The organism is Streptomyces sp. NPDC046303 (assembly GCF_055588085.1).
Window position 1 is genome coordinate 94430 of the sequence record NZ_JBVJFA010000020.1, and the last position, 22165, is coordinate 116594.

24 protein-coding genes are annotated in these 22165 nt (G+C 73.0%); 9 read left to right on the top strand and 15 right to left on the bottom strand.

Features of this window, described 5'->3' with window-relative positions; genetic code table 11:
• Nucleotides 1-32: 32 nt before the first annotated feature.
• The 3 genes from ACZ6I1_RS21885 to ACZ6I1_RS21895 all read right to left on the bottom strand — a co-directional run bounded on the left by ACZ6I1_RS21885 (nucleotide 33) and on the right by ACZ6I1_RS21895 (nucleotide 3376).
• Complete coding sequence (locus ACZ6I1_RS21885; protein ID WP_469289590.1) at nucleotides 33-2558, bottom strand: beta-glucosidase; 2526 nt, start codon at nucleotides 2556-2558, stop codon at nucleotides 33-35.
• A 115-nt stretch (nucleotides 2559-2673) separates the two neighbouring features.
• A complete protein-coding gene (locus ACZ6I1_RS21890; protein ID WP_469289591.1) occupies nucleotides 2674-2874 on the bottom strand; it encodes a type II toxin-antitoxin system VapB family antitoxin in 201 nt (66 codons plus the stop codon).
• Between the two features lie 49 nt (nucleotides 2875-2923).
• A complete protein-coding gene (locus tag ACZ6I1_RS21895; RefSeq protein ID WP_078904414.1) occupies nucleotides 2924-3376 on the bottom strand; it encodes a DUF4442 domain-containing protein in 453 nt (150 codons plus the stop codon).
• A gap of 96 nt (nucleotides 3377-3472) precedes the next feature.
• On the opposite strand from ACZ6I1_RS21895, the gene ACZ6I1_RS21900 reads away from it, so the two are divergent.
• Together ACZ6I1_RS21900 and ACZ6I1_RS21905 are read left to right on the top strand one after the other, a co-directional pair.
• The gene (locus tag ACZ6I1_RS21900) at nucleotides 3473-4492 is read left to right on the top strand and encodes a DUF8017 domain-containing protein (protein WP_469289592.1); all 1020 of its coding nucleotides are present in this window, start codon (nucleotides 3473-3475) and stop codon (nucleotides 4490-4492) included.
• A 118-nt stretch (nucleotides 4493-4610) separates the two neighbouring features.
• Nucleotides 4611-5819: an MFS transporter gene (locus ACZ6I1_RS21905; RefSeq protein WP_469289672.1), complete on the top strand. Its 1209-nt coding sequence runs from the start codon at nucleotides 4611-4613 to the stop codon at nucleotides 5817-5819.
• A 51-nt stretch (nucleotides 5820-5870) separates the two neighbouring features.
• On the opposite strand, the gene ACZ6I1_RS21910 is transcribed toward ACZ6I1_RS21905, so the two are convergent.
• From ACZ6I1_RS21910 to ACZ6I1_RS21925, 4 genes are all read right to left on the bottom strand, one after another.
• Entirely contained in the window at nucleotides 5871-6662 is a 792-nt protein-coding gene (locus tag ACZ6I1_RS21910; RefSeq protein ID WP_469289673.1) for a spermidine synthase, read from the bottom strand.
• 67 nt (nucleotides 6663-6729) lie between these two features.
• Complete coding sequence (locus ACZ6I1_RS21915) at nucleotides 6730-7575, bottom strand: patatin-like phospholipase family protein (RefSeq protein WP_469289594.1); 846 nt, start codon at nucleotides 7573-7575, stop codon at nucleotides 6730-6732.
• Nucleotides 7576-7672: 97 nt separating this feature from the next.
• A complete protein-coding gene (tuf, locus tag ACZ6I1_RS21920) occupies nucleotides 7673-8854 on the bottom strand; it encodes an elongation factor Tu (protein ID WP_469289595.1) in 1182 nt (393 codons plus the stop codon).
• Between the two features lie 279 nt (nucleotides 8855-9133).
• On the bottom strand, nucleotides 9134-9850 hold the full coding sequence (locus ACZ6I1_RS21925; RefSeq protein WP_469289596.1) for a DNA alkylation repair protein: 717 nt from the start codon (nucleotides 9848-9850) through the stop codon (nucleotides 9134-9136).
• Nucleotides 9851-9899: 49 nt separating this feature from the next.
• Here ACZ6I1_RS21925 and ACZ6I1_RS21930 point away from each other — a divergent pair, with 49 nt between their 5' ends.
• The 5 genes from ACZ6I1_RS21930 to lnt all read left to right on the top strand — a co-directional run bounded on the left by ACZ6I1_RS21930 (nucleotide 9900) and on the right by lnt (nucleotide 14009).
• Complete coding sequence (locus tag ACZ6I1_RS21930; RefSeq protein WP_469289597.1) at nucleotides 9900-10628, top strand: TVP38/TMEM64 family protein; 729 nt, start codon at nucleotides 9900-9902, stop codon at nucleotides 10626-10628.
• 48 nt (nucleotides 10629-10676) lie between these two features.
• Nucleotides 10677-11555 carry an undecaprenyl-diphosphate phosphatase gene (locus ACZ6I1_RS21935; RefSeq protein ID WP_469289599.1) on the top strand — a complete coding sequence of 293 codons (879 nt, stop codon included), beginning with the start codon at nucleotides 10677-10679 and terminating at the stop codon, nucleotides 11553-11555.
• Nucleotides 11556-11668: 113 nt separating this feature from the next.
• Nucleotides 11669-11845, top strand: a complete 177-nt coding sequence (locus ACZ6I1_RS21940; protein WP_215149723.1) for a hypothetical protein — start codon at nucleotides 11669-11671, stop codon at nucleotides 11843-11845.
• A gap of 69 nt (nucleotides 11846-11914) precedes the next feature.
• The gene (locus ACZ6I1_RS21945; RefSeq protein ID WP_469289601.1) at nucleotides 11915-12382 is read left to right on the top strand and encodes a nuclear transport factor 2 family protein; all 468 of its coding nucleotides are present in this window, start codon (nucleotides 11915-11917) and stop codon (nucleotides 12380-12382) included.
• A gap of 52 nt (nucleotides 12383-12434) precedes the next feature.
• Nucleotides 12435-14009: an apolipoprotein N-acyltransferase gene (lnt, locus tag ACZ6I1_RS21950; protein ID WP_469289603.1), complete on the top strand. Its 1575-nt coding sequence runs from the start codon at nucleotides 12435-12437 to the stop codon at nucleotides 14007-14009.
• On the opposite strand, the gene ACZ6I1_RS21955 is transcribed toward lnt, so the two are convergent.
• Nucleotides 13954-14859, bottom strand: a complete 906-nt coding sequence (locus tag ACZ6I1_RS21955) for a Gfo/Idh/MocA family protein (RefSeq protein WP_469289605.1) — start codon at nucleotides 14857-14859, stop codon at nucleotides 13954-13956. The genes lnt and ACZ6I1_RS21955 overlap by 56 nt on opposite strands.
• 84 nt (nucleotides 14860-14943) lie before the next feature.
• Between ACZ6I1_RS21955 and ACZ6I1_RS21960 the strand changes: the two genes are divergently transcribed.
• A complete protein-coding gene (locus ACZ6I1_RS21960; RefSeq protein ID WP_469289607.1) occupies nucleotides 14944-15471 on the top strand; it encodes a DinB family protein in 528 nt (175 codons plus the stop codon).
• A gap of 72 nt (nucleotides 15472-15543) precedes the next feature.
• Complete coding sequence (locus tag ACZ6I1_RS21965; protein ID WP_469289608.1) at nucleotides 15544-16083, top strand: hypothetical protein; 540 nt, start codon at nucleotides 15544-15546, stop codon at nucleotides 16081-16083.
• Nucleotides 16084-16123: 40 nt separating this feature from the next.
• On the opposite strand, the gene ACZ6I1_RS21970 is transcribed toward ACZ6I1_RS21965, so the two are convergent.
• The 7 genes from ACZ6I1_RS21970 to ACZ6I1_RS22000 all read right to left on the bottom strand — a co-directional run bounded on the left by ACZ6I1_RS21970 (nucleotide 16124) and on the right by ACZ6I1_RS22000 (nucleotide 22163).
• A complete protein-coding gene (locus ACZ6I1_RS21970) occupies nucleotides 16124-16636 on the bottom strand; it encodes a hypothetical protein (RefSeq protein WP_469289675.1) in 513 nt (170 codons plus the stop codon).
• Nucleotides 16637-16731: 95 nt separating this feature from the next.
• Nucleotides 16732-17400, bottom strand: a complete 669-nt coding sequence (locus tag ACZ6I1_RS21975; protein ID WP_469289676.1) for a uracil-DNA glycosylase — start codon at nucleotides 17398-17400, stop codon at nucleotides 16732-16734.
• 132 nt (nucleotides 17401-17532) lie between these two features.
• Nucleotides 17533-19116: an ABC transporter substrate-binding protein gene (locus ACZ6I1_RS21980; protein ID WP_469289610.1), complete on the bottom strand. Its 1584-nt coding sequence runs from the start codon at nucleotides 19114-19116 to the stop codon at nucleotides 17533-17535.
• A gap of 152 nt (nucleotides 19117-19268) precedes the next feature.
• Nucleotides 19269-20033: an SDR family oxidoreductase gene (locus tag ACZ6I1_RS21985; protein ID WP_469289612.1), complete on the bottom strand. Its 765-nt coding sequence runs from the start codon at nucleotides 20031-20033 to the stop codon at nucleotides 19269-19271.
• A 28-nt stretch (nucleotides 20034-20061) separates the two neighbouring features.
• On the bottom strand, nucleotides 20062-20823 hold the full coding sequence (gene fabG / locus ACZ6I1_RS21990) for a 3-oxoacyl-ACP reductase FabG (RefSeq protein WP_469289614.1): 762 nt from the start codon (nucleotides 20821-20823) through the stop codon (nucleotides 20062-20064).
• 120 nt (nucleotides 20824-20943) lie between these two features.
• Nucleotides 20944-21327, bottom strand: coding sequence for a DUF3037 domain-containing protein (locus tag ACZ6I1_RS21995; RefSeq protein WP_469289616.1), 384 nt, complete (start codon nucleotides 21325-21327; stop codon nucleotides 20944-20946).
• On the bottom strand, nucleotides 21324-22163 hold the full coding sequence (locus ACZ6I1_RS22000) for a HipA family kinase (RefSeq protein ID WP_469289617.1): 840 nt from the start codon (nucleotides 22161-22163) through the stop codon (nucleotides 21324-21326). The genes ACZ6I1_RS21995 and ACZ6I1_RS22000 overlap by 4 nt, the downstream gene beginning before the upstream one ends.
• Between the last annotated feature and the right edge of the window lie 2 nt (nucleotides 22164-22165).

Here is a 22165-nt window from a genome sequence, read left to right on the forward strand (position 1 = left end):
GCGTGCCCCCTGTGACACACCGGACGGGCAGCCTATCGGCTCCCCACCACCGCCTTTGACCTCAGTGGCAGTTCACGCGAGGAACGGCCCGCGAACACCTCGCGGCGGCCGGAGCCCAGCACCCACGCGCGCCGTACGGGATCCCACGAGGACAGCGTCCGGGCATCGACGTCGACGACGACCCGCTGCGCCTGCCCCGGCGCGAGGGTCAGCCGGCGGTAGCCGGCCAGCGCGCGCACCGGCTGGTCGAGCTCGAGGTCCGGGGACGGACCCACGTACACCTGGGCCACCTCGGTGCCCTTGCGGCGGCCGGTGTTGCGGACGGTGAACTCCACGCGCAGGCCGTCGGGTTCCCCCGGGACGGCGCCCGGCTGGACCGTGAGCTTCTCGTACTGCCAGGTCGTGTACGAGAGCCCGTGCCCGAAGGGGAACAGCGGGGCCACCCGCTGCGCGTCGTACCAGCGGTGGCCGACGTGGATGCCCTCGCCGTACTCCTGCCGGCCGCCGACCCCCGGGTAGCGCTTGGGGTCCCCGCCCAGCGGCGTCGACTGCTCGTCGGCCGGGAAGGTCTGGGTGAGCCGGCCGCCCGGATCCACGTCGCCGAAGAGGATGTCGGCGGTGGCGCCCGCGCCCTCCTGGCCGGGGTGGTACATCTGCAGCACCGCCCCGGTCCGGGCGAGCCACGGCATGGTCGTGCTCGACGGCGTGTTGAGCACGACCGCGGTGCGGGGGTTGGCGGCGGCGACCGCCTCGATGAGCGCGGCCTGGCCGCCGGGCAGCTCCAGTGTGGTCCGGTCCCTGCCCTCGGCGGCGTCCTCGTAGGCGAACAGGACCACGCTGCGGGCCGCCTTCGCGATCCTCACCGCTTCTGCGAGGTCCGCGGCCCGGGTGGCCTTCGTGGTGTGCCGCAGCCGGAACCGCTGGACCCTGTCACCGCCCCGGGCGGTCACGGCGAGCCGGTGGACACCCGCCTTCAGGGCGAGCGTGCGGCGCCGGACGGTCATTCCGTCGGGTGCCGAGTCGAGCAGTCCGCCCGCGGAGGACCCGTCCTCGCCCGGCCGTACGGGGAACAGTTCCTCCCCGTCCAGCCGCACGCCCGGCCGCCGCCCGGTGTAGTGGACGAGCAGAGTCCACTCGTCGTCCGCCGCGAGCCGGAACTCGCCCTCGTACCTCCACTCGCCCCGGGGGTCCACCGCCCGGTCGTCCAGAGCGGCCGGCGGCGTCAGCAGGGCGGCGGGCAGCGCCCGGCCGTACAGGTCCTCGCCGAGGGCGTAGCGCACGGTCGAGCCGTTCCCGGCGCGCTGGCGGATGGCGGTGAGCGGGGCGGCGGCCCGGTCGGGGACCACGTGGGCGCGCCCGCCGCCGCTGACGAACGGGACCTGGCCGGTCGGTCCGATCACCGCGATGGAGCGTGCGGCGGCGCCGGTCAGCGGCAGGGTGGCGTGTTCGTTGCGCAGCAGCACCGCTCCGGCGGTGGCCACCTTGCGGGCGACCCGCGCCCCGGCGGCCGCCTCGCGCGCGGGCCGTGCGGCGGGCCGGGCCGCGAGCAGCCCGAAGCGGTCCATGGTGGTCAGGATCCGGCGTACGGCGAGGTCGACGGCGCCCTCGGGGACGGAGCCGGCGCGCACCGCCTCGCGCAGCGGGCCGCCGTAGCGGGTGCCGGCGGGCATCTCCATGTCGAGTCCGGCGCCGATGGCGGCGACGGTGCTGTGGGTGGCGTCCCAGTCGGACATCACCCAGCCGTCGAAGTCCCAGGCGCCGCGCAGCACGTCGTCGAGCAGGGGTCCGCTCTCGCAGGCGTACACGCCGTTGACCTTGTGGGCGGCGGCCATCACCGCGCCGGCGCCGGCGGCCACGGCCGCCTCGAAGCCGCGTAGTTCGGTCTCGTGCAGGGTCCGCTCGTCGGCGATGACGTCGAGGGTGTCGCGGCCGTGTTCCTGGTTGTCGAGGGCGAAGTAGGTGACGGCGGCGATGAGCCCCTCGTCCTGGATCCCGCGGGTCACCGCGGCGACCAGGTCGGCGGTGAGGCGCGGTTCCTCGGCGAAGGTCTCGGCGTTCCGGCCCGCGTACGGGGTGCGGATGAGGTTGGCCCGGGGCGACAGGAGTACGTCCTGGCCGAGCGCGCGGCCCTCGCGGCCCATGACGCGGCCGTACTCGCGGGCCAGCGCCGGGTCGAAGGCGGAGGCGAGCAGGACCGGCGCGGGCAGGGCGGTGGCGGGCCGGGCGACGCGTACCCCGGCGGGCCCGTCGGCGAGGCGGAGTGCGGGGATGCCCAGGCGCGGGATGCCGGGGAGGTATCCGGCCTGGCCGAGGGAGGCCGGGTCCGGGCCGCCGTGGAGCAGGGCGGTCTTCTCGTCGAGGGTGAGCCGCTCCAGGAGCGAGTCGATCCGGGCGGCGCTCGCGGGCTCGGCGGTCCCGGCGGGTGGCGCGGGCACCGGGGAGGCCGCGTTGCGGAGTTCCGCGCCGGGCGGCACGGTGGCGGCGCACCCGCCCACCCCCGCCAGGCCCGCCCCGGCGAGCAGCCGCATCGCGGAACGTCTGGACACGGCCTCGCTCATGCGCGCTCCCTGCGACGTCAGCCGGAGGGGGCGGCCCGCGCCGGACCGCCCCCCACCCACTGTGCGCCGCGCCGCGCCGGGGCCGGGGCGGGACGCGCCACCGGGCCGCCCGGTTTCAGCCCTGCGGCGGCTGCGGGACGCTGTCGGGGTCCCGCTCGGGTTCGTCCCGCGGCTGGACGCGCGCCTCGGTGCGGTGGCCTCGCGCGATGTAGTCGCGTACGACGGCCTCCACCGCGTCCTGCGGCGATCCGACCCCGGCGAGCACCATCACCTCCACCACGAGCTCGGCATCGAGGCTGATGTTGACCTTCGCCACGGGTTCTCCCCTCCATCGTCGTGCGAGGGACTCTAGTACCGCGGCTCGCTCACGCGTTGGGGCGCAGCGTCCACACGACGGTCATCTCGCCGGTGACGGCCTCGTCCTCGCGCTGGATGGCGATGGTGACCGGGAACTCGGGGCGGCCGCCCGCGTCGAGTTCGGCCACGACCTCCGCCGCGGGGCGGCCGAGGGTGGCGGTGGCGGTCACGACGCCCTTGGCGAGCTTCTTGTAGCCGATCTCGGCCTTGACGGCGAGGGGCACGGCGCGCGAGAGCTGGTCGCCGAAGGCGGCCAGGACGATCGCGCCGCTCGCGGACTCGGCGAGGGTGAACATGGCACCGGCGTGCGGGCCGCCGACGTGGTTGTGGAAGTCGGGCTGGTCCGGGAGGCGGACGACCGCGCGCTCGGGGGTGGTCTCCAGGAACTGGAGGTTCAGGGTCCGGGCCATCGGCACGGTCGCGGCGAGCAGTTCGCCCACGTTCATCTGGTCTGCGCTCATGGAACGCGATGTTACCCACGAGTAGATGTCCTTGGCCAGAGCCGGACCGGGGGCGGCCGTGGCTCGCCGCGCCCGCTCCCACTATCGTTACCGGCCATGTGGCCAGGACAGCAGCAGCCGCCCGGGGGCGAGCAGAACCCCCAGGACGCGCAACAGAACCCGTACCAGCAGCAGTCGGGACAGCCGAACCCGTACCAGCAGCAGCAGCCCGGTTACGGGTACCCGCAGCAGCCCGGGTACCAGCAGCCGCCGACCGTTCCCGGCCAGCAGTGGGGCCAGCCCCAGCCGCCCCAGCAACCGTCGCGGCAGCCGGGCGGCGGGAGCCCCTTCCAGACCAAGACCGTGGCGATCGTCGCCGCGTCCGCGGTGGTCGTGGCGGCCGCCGCGACCGGCGCGTTCGTCCTGACCCGGGACGACAAGAAGACCGACGAGGCGGACGCCAAGCCCACCGCCCCCGTCTCGGCGCCCGTGGCGCCCGCCCCGGGCGGCAGCAGCCCGAACCCGCGGGCCGAAGGCGACGTGAAGCCGACGGTGCCGGGGTGGAAGGTGGTCATCAACCCCAAGCACGGCACGGCCTTCGAGGTCCCGCCGGAGTGGAACGTGCTGAGCTCCGGCACGGCCATCGGCTTCGAGGACGAGGCGAAGAACGACGGTTCCGCCGTCGTCATGATGTCGGCTCCCGCCTACCTCAAGGAGGACTGGTGCAAGGTCGACTCCAATAAGGACGGCCGCGAGGAGACCACGTCCCTGGCCGGCACCGGCACCAAGGGCGGCCAGGGCGCGAAGGACACCGCCGAGGCCGTGCGCAACGAGGCGGGCAACTGGGCGTTCGCCGGGTACGCGCAGAAGGCGCCGAAGGGCACCACCCAGGTCTCCGAGGCGAAGGAGTACACCACCGCCTCCGGCCTCAAGGGCCACATGGCGACCGCGAGCGTGACCGGCCAGCCGAAGGCGAACAAGTGCTCCTCCGACGGCAAGTCCATCGCGTTCAGCTTCAAGAACGCCAAGGGTGACTTCGCCAGCTGGATCCTCTACAGCGCCGCCGGAGTCCCGGACGAGGTCAGCAAGGAGACGATGGAGAAGATCCTCAGCACGGTCCGCCTGTCCGGCAGCTGATCTCCCTTCCCCCCTCCCCCGGGCCGGCAATCCGTTTGGATTCTCGGCCCGGGGCGGGGATAGTCCGGGGGTGAGTTCTCCCCCCGCCGCCCCTCCCCGCACCACCGCGCGCCGCCGCATGCCCGATTGGGCCGGCCGCAACTACACCCTGCTCACGGGTGCGGCGGTGGTGACGAACCTCGGCAGCCACGGAGCGCTCATCGCGGCCTCCTTCGCCGTCATGGACGCCGGGGGGTCCGCCACCGACGTCGGCCTGGTCGCGGCCGCCCGCACCCTGCCGCTCGTCCTGTTCCTGCTCGTCGGCGGCGCTCTCGCCGACCGGCTGCCGCGCCACCGCGTGATGGTCGCGGCCAACGCCCTCAACTGCCTCTCCCAGGCCGCGTTCGCGCTGCTCGTCCTCGCCGGGGACCCCCAGCTGTGGCAGATGATGCTGCTGACCGCGCTGTGCGGCACCGGTACGGCCTTCTTCAACCCGGCGGCCGAAGGCATGCTGCTGTCCACCGTCTCCGGCGAGCACGCCAACCGCGCCTTCGCGCTCTTCCGCATGGCGATGAGCGGCGCGGCCCTCGGCGGGGCGGCCCTCGGCGGAGCGATGATCGCCGCGATCGGACCGGGCTGGGTCCTGGCCGTGGACGCGGCCGCCTTCGCGGCCGCGGGCGCCCTGCGGGCCTTCCTCGACGTCAGCCACGTTCCCGAGCGGGCGCCCGGCGGCGGCCTGCTGGCCGACCTGCGCGAGGGCTGGGTGGAGGTCAGGACCAGGCCCTGGCTGTGGAGCATCGTGCTCCAGTTCTCCGTGGTGGTCGCGGTCGTCGGCGCCGCGGAGGCGGTCTACGGTCCGCTGGTCGCCCGGGACCAACTGGGCGGGCCCGCGCCCTGGGGTGTGGCCCTGGGCTTCTTCGGCGCGGGCACCATCGCGGGCGCCGTCCTGATGATGGCCTGGAAGCCGCGCAGGCTGCTGCTGGTCGGCACCCTGTGCGTGTTCCCGCTCGCGCTGCCGTCGGCCGGGCTGGCCGTGCCGCTGCCCGTGTGGGGCCTGTGCACGGTCATGCTGGTCAGCGGCCTGGCCATCGAGGTCTTCGGCGTGAACTGGATGACGACGATGCACCAGGAGATCCCGGAGGAGAAGTTCTCCCGGGTCTCCGCGTACGACTGGTTCGGCTCGGTGTCGATGCTCCCGCTGGCCACCGCGCTCGCGGGCCCGGCCGAATCGGCCTTCGGCCGTACCGACGCCTTGTGGGGCTGCGCGGCCCTGGTGGTCCTGGCCACGGCCCTCGTCCTCCTGATCCCGGACGTCCGCCACATGACCCGCCGTGAGCCGAAGGCATAGGCCGACCGCGCCCGCCCCTCCTCAGCCGGGGCCGACCGCCGCGCCCGCCCCTCAGCCGATGCTGAACGCGCCCTCCGGCGGCGCCGGTGACGGAGCGGCCTGCGCATCCCCCACGGGCACGGCCCCCCGCATGAACCGCGCCAGCCCGTCCCCGAACTCCACCCGGGCGGGAAACGCATCCGCGGCGCACCGCCGGGCCAGCGCCCCCACCGGCAATGCGGCGTCCGACGCCAAGAGCAGCGCGTTGCCGAACCGCCGCCCCCTCAGCACCGCCGGCTCCGCGATCAGCGCGAGCTCCGCGAACGCGGCGCCGAAATTGGCCAGCTGCGCCCGCAGGAAGCCGAACGGCGCCCCGTCGGCCAGGTTCGCCGCGTACACCCCTCCGGGCCTCAGCACCCGCGCCGCCTCCCGCGCGTACTCCACCGACGTCAGCTGCGCCGGCACCCGCGAACCGCCGAACACGTCGGCCACGACCACGTCCGCGCTCCCGGCGGGCGCCGCCGCCAGCCAGGCCCGGGCGTCGGCGGCGTGCACCGTGACACCCGAGCCCGCCGCGAGCGGCAGGTGCTCGGCGACCAGCTCCACCAGTCCCGCGTCGAACTCCACCACCGTCTGCCGGGATCCCGCCCGCGTCGCCGCCGCGTAGCGCGGCAGGGTCAGGCCGCCGCCGCCCAGGTGCAGGAGGTCGAGGGGGATCCCCGGCTCCGCCACGCAGTCCAGGACGTGCGCGAGGCGGCGTGCGTACTCGAACTCCAGGTGCTCCGGATCGTCCAGGTCCACGTACGACTGCGGCGCCCCGTCGACGGTGAGCAGCCAGGCCCGGTCCCGGTCCACGTCCGGCATCAGCTTGGCAGTGCCCTGGTCCACGTCCCGGATCACCGGGATCTGTTCGTCGCTCACCGCACCATTGTCAGGCCGACCAGACGGCGGCCGCGTCGGCGGCGTGCTCGGCGGCCTGCGCCAGCCCGGCCCGCGCGGCCGGGTCGCGCCGGGCGGGGTCCAGGACGTTGCGCCCGAAGACCTTGCGGGCCGCGGCCGACGGGGTGATCAGCAGGACCCGGGCGCCCGCGGCGCGCAGCCGCGCCGCCTGCGCCGCGGGCGAGGGGACGAGCTTTGAACCGAGGGCGATGGGCGCGAGGATGACCACGCGTGCGTATCCGGCGGCGAGGTCCGCGTTGGTCGCCGAGCGGGTTCCGCCGTCGATGTACCGCCGCCCGCCGATCGTCACCGGCGGCCACACGCCGGGCACCGCGCAGCTCGCCGAGACCGCGTCGACCAGTCCGGCCCCGCTGTCCCGGTCGAAGTCGGCCGGCTCGCCGCTGACCGCGTCGACGGCGGTGACGACGAACCGGCGCCCGGGCCACTCGTGCGAGACCAGCCGGGCGGCCAGCACCTTGCGCCGCTCCGCCTCCTCGCCGGTGTCCGCCGCCAGAGCGAGGGCGCCGACGTGTCTGCGGTAGGCCGCCGAGTCCCGGGAGCGGACCATCGCCATGGCGTACCGGGCGATGAGGCCCGCGCCCAGCTTCGCCGCCCGCTCCGCCGTGGCGTCGCCGAGCTGGCGCTCGTACAGCTCCTGCGGGGTGAGCAGCCCGGAGGTGAGCTGGGCGCCGACCACCGACCCGGCCGAGGTGCCGACGACGAGGTCGGCGGTCGTGAGGTCCACGCCCGCGCGGGCGAGCCCGTACAGGATGCCGCTCTCCCAGCCGACGCCCGTCAGTCCGCCGCCGCCGAGCACCAGTGCCGTGTCGCCGCCCATGTCCGCCCGCCCCTCCGCGCATGCCTGTGGTGACGGCAGTCTCGCGCAGGCACACTGCCGTCACCACAGCGGGGTCGGCGCCGGCCGGAACGGCCGGTCAGCCGAGTACGGCCGTCACCGTCCCCGCGCCGACGGTCCGCCCGCCCTCGCGGATCGCGAAGCCGAGCCCCGGCTCCAGCGGGACGTCCCGGCCGAGTTCGACGGTCATGGCGACCGTCTCCCCCGGCCTGGCCACGCCCGCCCCGCCCAGGTCGACGTCCCCCACCACGTCGGCGGTGCGGACGTAGAACTGCGGCCGGTAGCCGGTGGCGACCGGGGTGGTACGGCCGCCCTCGCGCGCCGAGAGCAGGTAGACCTGTGCGGTGAAGCGCCGCTTGGGCGCCACGCTGCCGGGCGCGGCCACCACGTCGCCGCGGCGCACCTGGTCGCGGTGCACTCCGCGCAGCAGCAGCGCGACGTTGTCGCCGGCCTCGGCGGACTCCATGGGCTTGCCGAAGGTCTCCAGCCCCGTGACCACGACCGGGTCGGGGGAGCCGTCCCCGCCCAGCAGGCTCACGCGGTCGCCGGGCCGGATGGTGCCGCGCTCGACGGCGCCGGTCACGACCGTCCCGCGGCCGGTGATGGTGAGCACGTTCTCCACCGGCAGGAGAAACGGCGCGTCCGTGTACCGCTGGGGCGTGGGCACGTACGTGTCCACCGCGTCCAGCAGCGCCTGGATCGCCTCGGTCCACCGTGGGTCGCCCTCCAGCGCCCGGAGTCCGGAGACCCGTACGACCGGCGCGCCGTCACCGCCGTAGCCGTGCGAGCCGAGCAGCTCGCGGACCTCCAGCTCGACCAGGTCGGTCAGCTCGGGGTCCCCGGCGTCGGCCTTGTTGAGCGCGACCACGATGTGGTCGACGCCGACCTGCCGGGCGAGGAGCACGTGCTCGGCGGTCTGGGGCATGACCCCGTCGAGCGCGGAAACGACGAGGATCGCCCCGTCGAGCTGCGCGGCGCCGGTGACCATGTTCTTGATGTAGTCGGCGTGGCCGGGCATGTCCACGTGGGCGTAGTGGCGGGTGTCGGTCTCGTACTCGACGTGCGTGAGGTTGATGGTGATCCCGCGCCGGGCCTCCTCGGGGGCCCGGTCGATGCGGTCGAAGGGTACGAAGGAGGCGCCCCCGCGCTCGGCGAGGACCTTGGTGATGGCGGCGGTGAGGGTGGTCTTGCCGTGGTCGACGTGACCCATGGTGCCGATGTTGAGGTGCGGCTTGGTCCGCACGAAGGCCGTCTTGGCCATGATGTCTTCCCGTGTCTTCGAAGCCTGAACGGGACCCCTGAGTCCGGCCGACCCTCCCCCTGTGGGGTCCGCCGGACGATCCGGGAAGGGTCAGCTTCGTGCGCCGTCGAATGCGGCGAAGGGGAATGCCTCTGCGAGGGCGGCAGCCTTCGGCGCGTCCGCGACTGCGGACGGTGCGACGGAGAAGGCGTACCGGGACATGCCCCTGATCCTGCCGGACGACTCCCGGCCCGTCGAATGGATTTCCGCCCCGGCATCCGCGCGTGAACCTCCGCGGGATCAGAGGTTCTTGAGCGCCTCGCGCACGGACAGCGGCGCGAGGGAGTCCCGTTCGGCCTCGACGAACGCGCGCACCGCTTCCGGGTCCGTCTTCGCGTACTCCCGCAGGCACCAGCCGATGGCCTTGCGGATGAAGAAGTCCGGGTGGCCCGCCTGCCGGCGGCAGTAGCCGAAGAGGCGGCCGGTGTCGGTGGCGGACTTGTAGCGCAGCTGGTGGAGCAGGGCGGTGCGGGCGGGCCAGATGTCCTCGTCGCCGATCCACTCGTCCATCACCGCCGCCTGCGCGGGGTCGGCGGCCACCAGCGGGCCGACCGTGTGCGCGGCCAGCAGGTCGACCGTGTCCCACCACGGGACGGTGGTGATCAGGTGCCGGACCACGGGCAGCAGGCCGGAGGAGCACCGGGAGACGTGCCGGCGCAGGTAGTCCACCGCGAAGTAGTGGTACTCGCGCTCCGGGAGCTCCCAGCAGCGCAGCGCGAGCGCCGCGCAGTCGGCCTCCGACGGCCGGGGCGTGTCCTTGGTCACTGCCTTCGACAGCTCGCGGCGCAGCGGGGCGGGGATGCCGAGGAAGGGCGCGACGTCCTTCATGTACGCGGTCATGGCCCGGGCCTGTGCGGGGTCGGCGGCGCCCGCGTAGGTCCCGGTCAGCCGGTCCAGGAGGGTGTCCGCGAGGGCGCTGTGCGGGACGCTCGGAGGTCGCCGGTCGTGGGGCGGCATGAGGTCCAGATTACGGCGGGCCGCCGCGTACGTGGGCTAGTCTCCCGGGATGTCCCTCCTCCTCGCGCCGCGGACCCGGCTGTCGCTGCTCGTCGTGCTGCTGGTGGCGGCCGGCGTGTGCGTGCTGCTGTACGAGCCCCAGCGCGTGCTGTCGGAGGGCTGGCCCCCGGGGCTTCCGGTGGGCACGGCGGTGCTGCTGTTCGCCGCCGGGTACGGCGTGTGCACGGCGGCCTTCGTGCCCCGTCCCCTGCTCAACCTGGCCGCGGGCGCCGTCTTCGGCACCCAGTTCGGCCTCCTCGCGGCGGTCGGCGGCACCGTGCTCGGCGCCGGCATCGCCTTCGGGCTGGGACGCGCCATGGGCCAGGAGGCGCTGCGCCCGTACCTGCGCGGCCGCTGGCTCCGGGCGGCCGACGGCCAGCTCAGCCGGCACGGATTCCGCTCGATGCTCGCCGTGCGGCTCTTCCCCGGAATGCCGTTCGTGGTGGCCAACTACTGTGCGGCGGTGTCCCGCTGCGGCTGGGTGCCGTTCCTGGCCGCCACGGCGCTGGGCGTCGTCCCGAACACCACGGCGTACGTGATCGCGGGGGCCAGTGCCTCCTCCCCCGGGTCGCCCGCCTTCCTCGTCTCGTTCGGCTTCATCGTGGTGTCCGTCGTGGCCGCCGGGGTGGTCGCCTGGCGCAAGCGGCACCGTCTGGCAGCGGCCCGGATCCCCGCGGCGCCGTGCGAACCGGCGCCCCAGCACCCCCCTGTGGTCACCGGCGCCTCGCACGGGCCCTAGCATCGGACCCGAACTGCCCGACGATCACAAGGACGAGCGCACCCCGACATGAGCTGGTTCGAATCCCTAATCCTCGGTCTCGTCCAGGGGCTTACGGAGTTCCTCCCGATCTCCTCCAGCGCCCACCTGCGGCTGACCGCGGCGTTCGCCGGCTGGCACGATCCGGGAGCGGCCTTCACCGCCATCACGCAGATCGGCACCGAAGCCGCCGTACTGATCTACTTCCGCAAGGACATCGCGCGGATCATCTCCACCTGGTTCCGGTCGCTGTACACCGCGTCGCTGCGCTCCGAGCAGGACGCCAAGATGGGCTGGCTGGTCATCGTCGGCTCCATTCCGATCGGTGTCCTCGGCGTGACCTTCAAGGACCAGATCGAGGGTCCGTTCCGCGATCTTCGCCTGATCGCCACCACGCTCATCGTGATGGGCATCGTGCTGGGCATCGCCGACCGGCTGGCGGCCCGCGACGAGGAGGGCGGCCGGCACCGCGCGATCCGTGAGCGCAAGACCCTGAGCGACCTCAGCGTCAAGGACGGTCTGATCTTCGGCCTCTGCCAGGCGATGGCCCTGATCCCGGGCGTCTCCCGCTCCGGCGCGACGATCTCCGGCGGTCTGCTGCTGGGCTTCACCCGTGAGGCGGCGGCCCGTTACTCCTTCCTCCTCGCCATCCCGGCCGTGCTGGCCTCGGGTGCGTTCGAGCTGAAGGACGTGGCCGAGAACCCGGGCCACATCTCCTGGGGCCCGACGATCTTCGCGACGGTCATCGCCTTCTTCGTCGGCTACGCGGTCATCGCGTGGTTCATGAAGTTCATTTCCACCAAGAGCTTCATGCCCTTCGTGATCTACCGGATCCTGCTGGGCATCGCCCTGTTCGTACTGGTGGGCACCGACGTGCTCAGCCCGCACGCCGGCGAGTCCGGCCAGTAGAGGGACTGCGCTCACCGCTTCGCATGAACCGGAGGCCGTTCGGGAACGTTCCCGGACGGCCTCCGCGTCGTTGTGCCAGGAGAGAGCTGAAGGCGAGAAGCAGGGGGTGTCCCATGCGTCGGGTGGTTCTGGAGCGTTTTCCCGCCGGAAGTCCGCGGGGAAGCTGGCCCGCCGAGGAGTACGCGGCGCAGCGGTTGCGCGAGGGCGTGCCGGCCGAGGTGGTGATGGACCTGGACAGCGACGCGTTCCTCGTCGTGGTCCGGCAGCGGGAGGCGTATTCCGGTCACTGAGCGGCCGCGGGAAGATCCCGTGGGCGCAGCCCCCTTGGCCTCGTGCCGCCGCAGCCCCACACTTGGCCGATGACGCAGCGTGTGGACCTCGCCACGGTCATGGACCGGCTGGCGATCGACGAGGTGGTCACGGGGTACGCGGTGGCCGTCGACGACGGCGACTGGGCGGCCTACCGTGCCCTGTTCACGCCGGCCGGGCGGGCCGACTACGGCTCGGCGGGCGGGATCGAGGGCCCGGCCGGGGAGGTCGCGGACTGGCTGGCCGAGACGATGAGGCTCTTCCCGGTGCGGCAGCACCTGATCGTCAACCGGCTGATACGGCTGGAGGACCTGGGCGGCTCCCCCGGCGACCGGGCCGAAGTGCGGGCGGACTACGTCAATCCGATGCGGCTGGCGGGGGACGGGTTCGACGGCACGGTCACGGCGCCCGACTTCGTGGCCGCGGGACGCTATACCTTCGCACTGGCCCGTACGTACGACGGCTGGCGGCTCACCCGCGTCACCGTGCACGAGAAGTGGCGGCACCTCTCCGCCTGAGCCCGGCCGGCCCGGTGGTCCGGCACTGCCACACTGGAAGCGGAGGCGCGCCATGGTCTCGATCCGGGCTGGGTCGTTCCCACGGGCCCCGCGGTGGCGTGCGCCGGCCGCCGTCGCCGCCGGGGCCCTGCCCGCGCTCGCCTTCCCCGCGCCCGCGCTCTGGTGGTGCGCGTACGTGGCCCTCGTGCCCTGGATGCTGCTGCTGAGGTCGGCCCGCACCGGGCGGCGGGCGGCGCTGGAGGGCTGGCTGGGCGGCGCGGCCTTCATCGTGGCCGTCCACCACTGGCTGCTGCCGAGCCTGCACGTCTTCCTGGTGCCGCTGGCCGCGCTCGTGGCGCTCTTCTGGATCCCCTGGGCGCTGCTGGTGCGGGAGTTGCTGGGCGGGGTCCCGGCGGCGGGCCGGACGGCAGCCGCGCTGGTCCTCGTACCGGCGGGGTGGCTGCTGCCGGAGCTGGTCCGGTCCTGGCAGGGGCTGGGCGGGCCGTGGGGGCTGCTGGGGGCGAGCCAGTGGCAGGTGCCGGCCGCGCTGCGGCTGGCCTCCGTGGGCGGCGTGTGGCTGGTGAGTCTCCTGGTGGTGGCGGTGAACAGCGCGCTGGTGCTGCTGATCGCGGTGCCCCGGGCCCGGGTCCCGGCGATGGCCGCGCTGACGGGATGCGCGGTTCTGACGGGGGCGGTCTGGCTGTGGGTGCCGGGCCCCGGGGTCTCGGGCGAACTGCGGGTGGCCGTCGTACAGCCGGGTCTGGTGCCGGACGGTCGGGACAGCGCGGAGCGGCGGTTCGCGGCCGGTGAGCGGCTCACCCGCGACCTGGCGGGGCAGCCGCTGGACCTGGTGGTGTGGGGCGAGAGCAGCGTCGGCGGGGACCTGACGGCCCGCCCGGACCTGGCCGGACGGCTGGCTTCGCTGTCCGCGCAGGTCGGGGCACCGCTCCTGGTCAACGTGGACGCGCGCGGCGCCGACAGCCCCGGGATCCGCAAGAGCGCGGTGCTCATGGGCCCGCAGGGGCCCACGGGTGACCGGTACGACAAGATGCGGCTGGTCCCGTTCGGTGAGTACGTACCGGCGCGGAGCCTGCTCGGCTGGGCCACCTCGGTCGGCAAGGCGGCGGCCGAGGACCGCGTGCCGGGTGACACCCCGGTGGTGATGGACCTGCCCGGGCAGCCCGACGGCCGGCCCGGTGTTCGCGTCGGCCCGCTGGTCTGCTTCGAGTCGGCCTTCCCCGACATGAGCCGGCACCTGGCCCGCGCGGGGGCCGCCCTCCTCGTGGCCCAGTCGGCGACCTCCAGCTTCCAGGACAGCTGGGCGCCGGCCCAGCACGCCTCGCTGGCCGCCCTGCGGGCGGCGGAGACCGGCCGCCCGATGGTGCACGCCACGCTCACCGGGGTGAGCGCGGTGTACGGCCCCGCCGGGGAGCAGGTCGGCCCCGCCCTGCCCACCTCCGCGAGCACGGCGCGGGTGTACGAGGTCCCGCTCGCCGGCGGCGCGACCTTCTACGTCCGCCACGGGGACTGGCCGGTGGCGGCGGCCCTCGCCGCGCTGGCGGCCTTCTGCGCCGTGGAGGGCCTGCGCTCGCTCAGGAGGCCTGCCCCAGAGCCGAACTCACCACCCGCTCGCACAGCTCGTGGGTGAGCAGCGCGTCACGTGCGCTGAGCGTCTTGCCGGTCTCCACGGCTTCCAGGAAGGCGTCCACCACCTGCTCGATGCCGCGCTGGCGGGCGACCGACACCCAGTCGCCGCGGCGCCGCACGGTCGGCTGGCCCTTGTGGTCGATGATCTCCGAGAGGTTGACGACCTGCCGCTTGGTGTCCTGCCCGGACACCTCGAGGATCTCCTCGGAGGAACCGGAGAGCCGGTTCATGATGCCGAGCGCCGTGAAGCCGTCCCCGGACATCTGGAGCACCACCTGGTGCATGAGCCCCTCGCGCACCACGGCCCGGACGTCGATGTGGTCGGCGTCGCCCGGCAGGAGGAAACGCAGCGTGTCGACGACGTGGATGAAGTCGTCGAGCACCAGCGTGCGGGGGTCCTCGGGCAGCCCCACGCGGTTCTTCTGCATGATGATCAGATCACGCGGGTGCTCGGCGCACTGCACGTAGGCGGGCGCGTGGCGGCGGTTGAAGCCGACGGCGAGGGAGACGCCCCGCTCCTCGGCGAGTTCCACGAGCCGCGCCGAGTCCGCGAGGTCGTAGGCGAGGGGCTTGTCCACGTACGTCGGCACACCGGCCTCCAGCAGCCGCGTGACGATCTCGGGGTGCGAGACGGTCGGGGCGTGCACGAACGCGGCGTCGAGCCCTTCGGCGAGCAGCGAGTCGAGATCGGTGTGCAGGCGCCCGGCCGGCACGTGGTGGATGGCGCCGACCCGCTCCAGAGTGGCCGGAGTGCGGGTCTGCAGGTGCAGCTCGGCTTCCGGGCGGGTGGTGAGGACGGGCAGGTACGCCTTCTGTGCGATGTCGCCGAGTCCGATGCAGCCGACCTTCACCGGGAGCCTCCTGGTTCGTTCCGTGTAGGACGCTCGCAGCTTAATCCCTGGTGGTGGGGGCCCTGTTCGCTGAGGATGTCCGTCATGACGACCACGACTTCCGGATCACATCGCGACGAGCCCTCCACCACCGCCGACGAGCGCGGCATGCTCGACGGCTGGCTCGACTACCACCGCGCCACGCTCGCCTGGAAGTGCGAGGGGCTCTCGGACGAGCAGCTGCGCCGCACCCCGCTCGCGCCGTCCGAGCTGAGCCTGATGGGCCTCGTACGGCACATGGCCGAGGTGGAGCGGTACTGGTTCCGGGAGATCATGCTCGGCGAGGACCTGCCCGAGCTGTACTCCACCCGCGAAGACGTGGACGGCGACTTCCACTTCGGCGAGGAGGCCGCCTGGGCCGAGGCCGAGCAGGTCTGGCAGACCGAGGTCGAGCTGGCGCGCCAGGCCGCCGCGGGCCGTTCGCTGGACCTGCTGTCGGAGGCCGAGAGCCACCACCGCGGCGAGGTGTTCAGCCTGCGCTGGGTCTACACCCACATGATCGAGGAGTACGCCCGCCACAACGGCCACGCGGACCTGCTGCGCGAGCAGATCGACGGCGCCACCGGCGACTAGCCGTCACCCGTGCGGGGTGAATATGGGCTGCGGGTTTTCACAACGCGGTCCTCACGGAGCAGAGTTGCGCGGGTGCATCCAACCCGAACCACGACAAAGCTGCTGCTCGGAGTCGCGTGTGCCGTCTCGGCCGTCTCCGGCTGCGTGAACGTGAGCCCCGGCCCGGGCGGCGGGCAGCCGGCGGGGGCGCCCGCCGCCGGGCTGCCGCCGCACCACGAGCCGCGCGGGGGGCCGGGGGCCGCCCCCGTGGTCGTCCAGGCGCCCGCCCTGGAGGCGCTGAAGGCGGTCCCGGAGCAGCCTGCGCGGCCCGCGGGCTCCGCCCCCGCCCACCGGCCAGCCGAACGCACCGCTCAGGGCGCCTCCGGCGGCCCCGCGCAGGCACCGCCGCCGGTCCCGGACATCCCGGAGCCCCGCCGGCCCGCCGAGGCGGCCTCCGGGCGCGAGGGCGGCGGCCGCCCGCACCAGCCGAGGGCCGAGGCCACGGCGGAGCGGGGCCTCATGAAGGAGCTGCCGGTGCGGCCCGCCGACGTGTGCGCGCTGGGCCGCCGGCACGGGCGGTGGCACCCGGACAGTCCGGAGGCCCGGATCTGCGCGGGCGTCCAGGAGGACTGAGCCGACGGAGCCCATGGAGAGCTCACGGAGCTGCCGGAGCTCACGGGTACTGCTCCGGGAACGGGCGGGGCCCGGTGCCCGGTTCCGTGGCGAGCCGCCGCTCCAGCCGGGCGATGGCGGCCCGTACGCCGTTCCCGTAGCCGTCGTCGGACAGCGCGCCGGTGGCGGCGCGGGCACGCGCCAGATGGACCCGGGCCGCTTCCGGCCGCTGGAGCTTCACGTAGTCGGCGGCCAGGCTGAGGTGCAGGGACGGGTAGAACACCCGCATCGCCGGATGCTGCTCCGCCGGTGCGGGCGGCCCGTCCCGGAGCGCTTCGGCGGCGGTCAGGGCCCTCAGGTCCCAGGCCAGCTCGTCGGCGGGGTCGTCCTGGGCATCGGCCATGTAGTGGGCGAGCGTGCACCGGTGGAGGCCGTCGCCCTCCTCGCCGAGCTCGGCCCAGATCGCACCGAGCCGGTTGCGGGCCTCCTCGCGGTCCCCGGCGTGCAGCAGGATGACCGCCTGGCCGATCCTGGTCATGACGGCGTCCTCCGACGCCTCCTGCTGCTCCGTCACCGCGGCCTCCGGCTCGTCCTGCCAGACCTGCTCCGGTCTGATCATCAAAACGCTAGCCGGAGGCACCGGCAATGGCGCCGAGGCGCGGTGTGCCGTCAGCCCAGGTCCGGGATCCGCCAGTCGATCGGCTCATGGCCCTGCGCGGCGATGGCCTCGTCGATCTGCGTGAAGGGCCGGGAGCCGAAGAACTTCTTGGCCGACAGCGGCGAGGGGTGCGCGCCCTTGACGATCACGTGCCGCTCCTCGTCGATGAGCGGGATCTTCTTCTGGGCGTAGGCGCCCCAGAGCACGAAGACGGCCGGGTCGGGGCGGTCGGAGACCGCGCGGATCACCGCGTCGGTGAACTTCTCCCAGCCCTTGCCCTTGTGCGAGTTGGGTTCCGCCTCGCGGACGGTGAGCACCGCGTTGAGCAGCAGGACGCCCTGGCGGGCCCACGGCATCAGGTACCCGTTGTCCGGGACCGGGAGGCCGAGCTCCTCCTTCATCTCCTTGTAGATGTTGCGGAGGGAGGGCGGGGTCTTGACCCCGGGCTGCACGGAGAAGCACAGTCCGTGGCCCTGCCCGGCGCCGTGGTAGGGGTCCTGGCCGAGGACCAGCACTTTCACCTGGTCGAAGGGGGTGGCCTCCAGGGCCGCGAAGACCTGCTCGCGGGGCGGGTAGACCGCCCCGTTCGCCCGTTCCTTCTCGACGAACTCGGTGAGTTCCCTGAAGTAGGGCTGGTCCAGCTCCCCGCCGAGGACGGGGAGCCAGGACTCGGGCAGCATCTGGGTCACGGCGACAACCTCCGGTACAAGTTCGTGCAACTGCTCCAGAACCTACCGGGGGCCACTGACAACGCTCCGGCCGCCCGCCCCACCGGGACGAGCGGCCGTCGGCTGCTGGCTACCGAGTACCGGCTACCAGCTGGTCTTGCGGTAGAACTCCCACATCTGCATGACGGTCTGGGGGTCCAGCGCCCGCTCGCCGCCCGCGATGTCCTCCCGCGCGGCGACGTACAGCTTGCCCTGCCACAGGGGCAGCAGCCGGACGTCGTCGGCGAAGATCTGCTGGGCGCGCTCGAACTGCTGGGAACCGGCCGACCGGTCGCCCTCGCGGCGGGTCTTGGGCAGCAGGTCGGTCAGGATCTCGGCCGGCTCGTACGGGGTGCCGACCGCGTTCTCCTTGCCGACGAACGGCGCGATGAAGTTGTCCGGGTCCGGGAAGTCGGGGAACCAGCCTCGGCCGAAGACCGGGTACTCCTGGCCCTTGTAGCCCTCCTGGAAGGTCTTCCAGGGCTGGCTGCGCAGGGTGACCTTGAAGAGCAGGCTCTCGTCCAGCTGGCGCTTGAGCTCGGTGAACTCCTCCGCGGTGGAGGAGCCGTACCGGTCCGTGGTGTACCAGAAGGTCAGCTCGACCGGCTGGGTGATCCCGGCGTCCTTGAGGATCTTCTGGGCCTTCTTGACGTCCGCGTGGCCGTACTTGTCGTAGAAGGGCGTCTTGTGGCCCACGACGCCCTTGGGAACCATCGAGTAGAGCGGCTCGGCGGTGCCCTGGTAGACCTTGGAGACGAGCGCGCCGCGGTCGACGATCTGGGCGATGGCCTGGCGGACCGGGAGCTTGGCGACCGTCGGGTCCTTGGGGTTGAAGACCAGGTAGCGGATCTCGGCGCCGACGTTCTCGACGACCTGGACGCCCTGCCCGTGCGCTTCGGGGCTCTGCAGGTCCCTGATCTCCGGGGCCGAGAGGCCTCGGTAGATCGCGTCGATCTCGTTGGCCTTGAGCGAGGCGACCATCTTCGCGGAATCCGTGAAGTAGCGGATGGTCACGCCGTCGTTACGGCGGTTGGCGAAGCCCGTGTAGCTCCCGTTGCGGCCGAGGACGGCCTCGCCGCCCTCCTTGTAGGAGTCGAGCACGTACGGCCCGGATCCGGTGACCTTGCCGTCCTCGCGCACCTTGTCGGCCGGGTAGTCCTTGGGCGACACCAGCGAGGCGGCGGGCGAGCCGAGGACGAAGGGGAAGGTCGCGTCGGGGGTCTTCAGGTGGAAGACGACGGTCAGCGCGTCCGGGGTCTCGATCTTGTCGAGGGAGCCGAAGAGGTCCTTGGGGCCGACCTTGGAACCGATGGTCCGGATCCGGTCCAGGGAGTGCTTGACGGCCTTGGCGTCGAGCGGCTCGCCGTCGGAGAACTTCAGGCCCTTGCGCAGGGTGCACCGGTACGACTCGTTCTGCGCGTCCGTGAACTCGCAGCTCTGGGCGGCGTCCGGCTGGGGCTTGGTGGAGCCCGTGGGGAAGGCCAGCAGGGTCTGGTAGACGTTGCGGTACAGCTCCCAGGAGCCGTCCCATGCCGCTGCGGGGTCGAGGGTGCTGGGCGCGCTCGTCGTGCCGACGACGATCGGCTTGGTGTCGGCGGCACTGTCGTCCGAAAGCAGGCCGCAACCGGCGAGCAGGGATATGGACGCAAGGGCCGCAGTGATCTGCAGGCATCTGGTCCGGTTGAACACGTGCACGCTCCTCGATCAGCCAGGGGTGCGGCAGACCCTACCGCAGTGCCCCACGAATCCAATGGGCAGGTTTCGTGGGGCACTTGACCGGTTCCGTGCACATTAGGTATGCATTTACCTCCCTTTCGGAGGCAAATATGTCCGATTATCGGTCAGTGCACTCCGGCATTGAGGAACATTCCTCCGTCAACGACCAGAGTTTGTCCTGTGATCCATTCCGCTTGTGCAGATGTCAGAAATGCCGCCGCGCCGCCGATGTCCTCCGGGACCCCGAGCCGGCCGAGCGGATAGGCGGCCGCGGCCTCCTGCTCCCGGCCCTCGTAGAGCGCCTGCGCGAACTTGGTCTTGACCACCGCCGGGGCGATCGCGTTGACCCGGACCCCCGGCGCCATCTCGTGGGCGAGCTGGAGGGTGAGGTTGACCATGGCGGCCTTGCTCATCCCGTACGCGCCGATGAAGGGCGAGGCGGAGACTCCGGCGATCGAGGCGATGTTCACGATCGCCCCGCCGTTCTCCTTCTGCCAGGCGTGCCAGGTCCGCTGGGCGAACCCGAGCGCCGAGATCACGTTGGTCTCGAAGACCTTCCGCGCGACGCCGAGGTCCAGGTCCGCGATCGGGCCGAAGACCGGATTGGTGCCGGCGTTGTTGATCAGGAAGTCGACCCGGCCGAAGGCCTCCATCGTGCGCTCGACGGCGAGGGCCTGGTGGGCCTCGTCGTGCGCCTTCCCGGCCACGCCGATCACCCGGTCGGCACCGAGCCGCTCGACGGCCTCCTTGAGGGCCTCCTCGTTGCGCCCGGTGATGCAGAGCCGGTCGCCACGGGCGACCAGCGCCTCGGCGATGCCGTAGCCGATGCCCCGGCTCGCTCCGGTGATCAGCGCGACCTTGCCGCTGTCGCTGCCGTTGTACGTCGTCATGGCGTACGCCCTGCCTTTCGTGAGCTCGTCAGTTGAGCGGGCCGCCGGCCACGTACATGACCTGGCCGGAGACGAAGCCGGCGGCCTCGCCCGTGAAGAAGGCGATGGCGTTGGCGATGTCGTCCGGACGGCCGACGCGCTGGACGGGGATCTGGGTGGCGGCCGCCGCCTGGAATTCCTCGAAGCCCATGCCGACGCGGGCGGCCGTCTGGGCGGTCATCTCGGTGACGATGAAGCCGGGGGCGACGGCGTTGGCGGTGACGCCGAACTTGCCGAGCTCGATGGCCAGGGTCTTGGTGAAGCCCTGCAGACCGGCCTTGGCGGCCGCGTAGTTGGCCTGGCCGCGGTTGCCGAGCGCCGAGCTGCTGGAGAGGTTCACGATGCGGCCGAACTTGGCCTCGACCATGTACTTCTGACAGGCCTTCGACATCAGGAAGGCGCCGCGCAGGTGCACGTTCATGACCGTGTCCCAGTCGGTCTCGGTCATCTTGAAGAGCAGGTTGTCGCGCAGCACGCCCGCGTTGTTGACCAGGATGGTCGGGGCACCGAGCTCGCCGGCGACGCGCGCGACGGCCGCCTCCACCTGGGCTGCGTCGGAGACGTCGCACCCGATCGCGAGGGCCTTGCCGCCGGCCGCCGTGATCGCCTCCACGGTGTCCTTGCAGGCCGCCTCGTCGAGGTCGAGTACGGCGACGGCCCGGCCCTCGGCGGCCAGGCGGACGGCGGTGGCCGCGCCGATGCCCCGGGCCGCCCCGGTCACGATCGCGACGCGCTGCTCGGTGGTGGACATGCTGGATCTCCTCGCCCTTGAGAGGCGGCCACCCTGGGTGAGCAACCGCTTAGTAGCTTCAGCTGAGGAGACGCTAGGAGCCCTGGCACTCCGTGTCAACGGGGGCCGGGGCGCGGCGAGCTACCGCACCAGCAGGTCCAGCAGACGCTCCACCTCCGCCGCCGGGTCGGCCGTCAGGCCGGTGTGCACCGGTCCCGGCTGCACCACCGTGCTGCGCGGCGCGATCAGCCAGCGGAAGCGGCGGCCGGCGTCGTCGCCCGCCGCCTGTCCCGCCGCGTCGCCGCCGCTGCACACGCCCTCGACCCCGCGCAGCGCCGCCCGCACCCCGGCCACGTCGGCCTCGGGGTCCAGTGCGAGGAGCTTCGCCTCGTCGAGGTGGGTGCGCGCGGCGACGTACGCGTGCGCCCGGCAGTAGACGATCACGCCGGCGTTGAAACACTCTCCGCGTTCCATCCGGGGCACCACGCGCACCAGCGCGTACTCGAACACGTCCCGCTTGGTCACTCGCTGTCGCTCTTCTTCAGGTGGGGCTGGGGGGCGAGGCGTTCGGCGAGCCAGCCGGGCGGCCCGGACCGCGGCTTCACCTGGGCCTCCATGGAGATCCTCTCGTGGATCGTGGCCGCACGCGGCAACAGCGCCTCCACGTAGGCGCGGCGCAGCGCGTCGGTGGAGCCGAAGCCGGGCTCGTCCACCAGCCACTCGTCGGGCACGTCGGCCGCGACCTCGGTGAGCAGCTCCTCGGTGACCAGCGGCGCGAGGGCGGCCGCGGCCGCCGCGATGTCCGGGCCCGCCGGGGCCAGGACGTGGTCGGAGGCGTTGTACGGCTTGGCGGAGGCGGCCTGGGCGGTGGGCCAGTTGTGGTGCCAGATCATCGTGGCGCCGTGGTCGATGAGCCACAGGTCCCCGTGCCAGACCAGCATGTTGGGGTTGCGCCAGGACCGGTCGACGTTGTTGACCAGGGCGTCGAACCAGACCACGCGCCCCGCCTCGACCGGGTCCACCTGGTAGGCGAGCGGGTCGAAGCCGATCGACCCGGGCAGGTAGTCCATGCCGAGGTTGAGACCGCCGCTGGCCTTGAGCAGCTCCTGGACCTCCTGGTCGGGCTCGCCGAGCCCGATGACGGGGTCGAGCTGCATCTGGACCAGCCGCGGGACCCGCAGGCCCAGCCGCTGGGCCAGGCGGCCGCAGATGACTTCGGCGACCAGGGTCTTGCGGCCCTGGCCGGCTCCGGTGAATTTCATGACGTAGGTACCGAGATCGTCGGCCTCGACGATCCCCGGGAGCGAGCCGCCTTCACGCAGGGGCGTGACGTAACGGGTCGCGATCACTTCGGACAGCATCC